Annotated in this window: 2 protein-coding genes; both read right to left on the bottom strand. The window is 67.4% G+C overall.

All coding sequences use genetic code 11. The annotated features are described in order from the left end of the window. On the bottom strand, positions 1–1,779 hold a 1,779-nt coding region (locus tag ACFVYN_RS41310), incomplete at its 3' end, for a condensation domain-containing protein (RefSeq protein WP_390008076.1). Between the two features lie 5 nt (positions 1,780–1,784). Next, a partial coding sequence (locus ACFVYN_RS41305; protein ID WP_390008073.1) for a phosphopantetheine-binding protein occupies positions 1,785–2,151 on the bottom strand: 367 nt, incomplete at its 5' end.

Below are 2,151 nucleotides of genomic sequence, written 5' to 3'. Positions count from 1 at the left end.
CATGAACGCAATCCGCTCCACCGGCAGCCCCGGATCCACCGGCAGATACGCACCCCCCGCCTTCCACACCGCCAGGATCGACGTCACCACATCGACACCCCGCGGCAGACACAGACCCACCACGCTCTCCGGACCCACCCCGAGCTCACGCAGCCGCCGCGCCAGCCGATTCGCCCGCGCATCCAACTCCCCATACGACACCCGCTCTTCACCCACCACCACAGCCACCGCATCCGGAGTCCGCGCCACCTGCGCCTCGAACAACCCCGGCACCATCACCCCCGACAGATCAACCGCCGTGTCATTCCACTCCTCCAGCACCCGACCCCGCTCGGCCTCATCGAGCACCGGCACCGCACTCACCCGCACACCCGGATCCCCCGCCACCACCTCCAACACCCGCACCAGACAACCCGCAAACCGCGACGCCGACCCCACATCAAACAAATCCGCAGCAACCGTCACCACACCACGCAAACCACCAGCCCCACCCCCACCGTCAAACACCTCACCGATCATGACGTCCAGGTCGAACTTCGCCGTCGGCCTTCCGATCGACAGCGCATCAGCGCGCAGACCGGCCAGCGTCATCCGCGAACCCATGTCCTGCATGGTCAGTACGACCTGGAACAGCGGGTGGCGGGCCGGCGCGCGCCTCGGCGCCAGCTCCTCGACCAGCCGGTCGAACGGCACATCCTGATGCGCGAACGCTCCGAGCGACCGCTCACGCACCCGCTCCAACACCTCTGAGAACGTCGGATCCCCCGACAGATCCGTACGAACCACCAACGTGTTGACGAAGCACCCGATGAGATCGTTGAGCGCCTCATCCGTACGCCCGGCGACCGCAGACCCGATCGGAACGTCGACACCAGCCCCCAACCGCGACAACGCCACCGCAAGTCCGGCCTGGATGACCATGAACAGAGTCATCCTGCGCTCGCGGGCCAGATCGAGCAGCCTCCGGTGCACCTCGGCCGGCACGCTCACTCCGACCATGTGCCCACGGTGGCTGGCCACTGCCGGGCGAGGGCGCTCGGCCGGCAGCGACAGTTCCTCCGGCAGATCCGCCAGTGCCTCGCGCCAGTAGTCCACCTGGCGGGACATGACACTCTTCGGATCGTCCTCGTCGCCCAGCAGCTCCCGCTGCCACAGCGCGTAGTCCGCGTACTGGACCGACAGCGGCTCCCAGGTGGGCGCGTGCCCCTGCGACCTGGCCTCGTACGCCGTCGACAGGTCACGTCCCAGCGGGCCGTTCGACCAGCCGTCCCCCGCGATGTGGTGGATGACCACCACCAGGATGTGCTCGTCCGGGTTTACCGCGAACAGCCACGCTCGTACGGGTACCTCGGCGGCCAGGTTGAACTCATAGCCCGTCGTACGCGCCACCGCTGCGGCCATTTCCCCGGCGGCCACCTCGGCTCCCGGCAGCTCCTTGGCCATCTCGATGGTCGGCAGCTCCACCACCGGTTGATCCCAGGGCAGTTCACCGATCTCGAGGAGCTGCTGACCGGGCTGACGCTCCGGCCGGAGCACCTGTACCAGAGAGAGCTCCCAGTCAAGGTCCGCCATGTCCAGGATCCGCTGATGCGGTACGCCCTCCACGGCGGGGAACACCGTGCGCAGCACCTCATGCCTCGTTATGACATCCCGCAGCGCGGCGTTGAGAGCGTCACGATCCAGGTGACCGGTCAGCCGGACGATCATCGGGCTGTTGTAGGTGGCGCTGGACCCCTCTATCTGCCACAGCAACCACTGCCGGCGCTGCGCGAACGACATGGGAATCATCGGGACTCCTCCTGCTGACGCATCGGCCGCAACACGGGCCTGACTGTGTGTTCATCACCGACGTGATCCAGGAGCCAGGCCGCGAGCCCGGCCGGCGTGGGTGTCTCGAACACTTCCTGGATCGGAAGTTCCTCACCCGTGACGGCCCGCACGCGGTTCACCAGTCGGATCGCCAGCAGGGAATGTCCGCCAAGGGTGAAAAAGTCGTCATCGACGCCGACCGTCGGAAGCCCGAGGGTTTCGGCGAAGGTCTGGCAGAGCGCCCTCTCCCGGTCGTTCGCGGGGTCCCGGCTTGCTGTCAGACTCGTGGTGTGGTCGGGGGCGGGCAGGGCGTGCTGGTCGAGTTTGCCGTTGCCGGTCAGC

Origin of the sequence: Streptomyces sp. NPDC058307, from assembly GCF_042880295.1 — a bacterium.
In the GTDB taxonomy this organism is placed as follows: Bacteria; Actinomycetota; Actinomycetes; order Streptomycetales; family Streptomycetaceae; genus Streptomyces.
The sequence above is the reverse complement of the archived record's forward strand: the minus strand, read 5'-3'. Positions and strand labels throughout refer to the sequence as shown.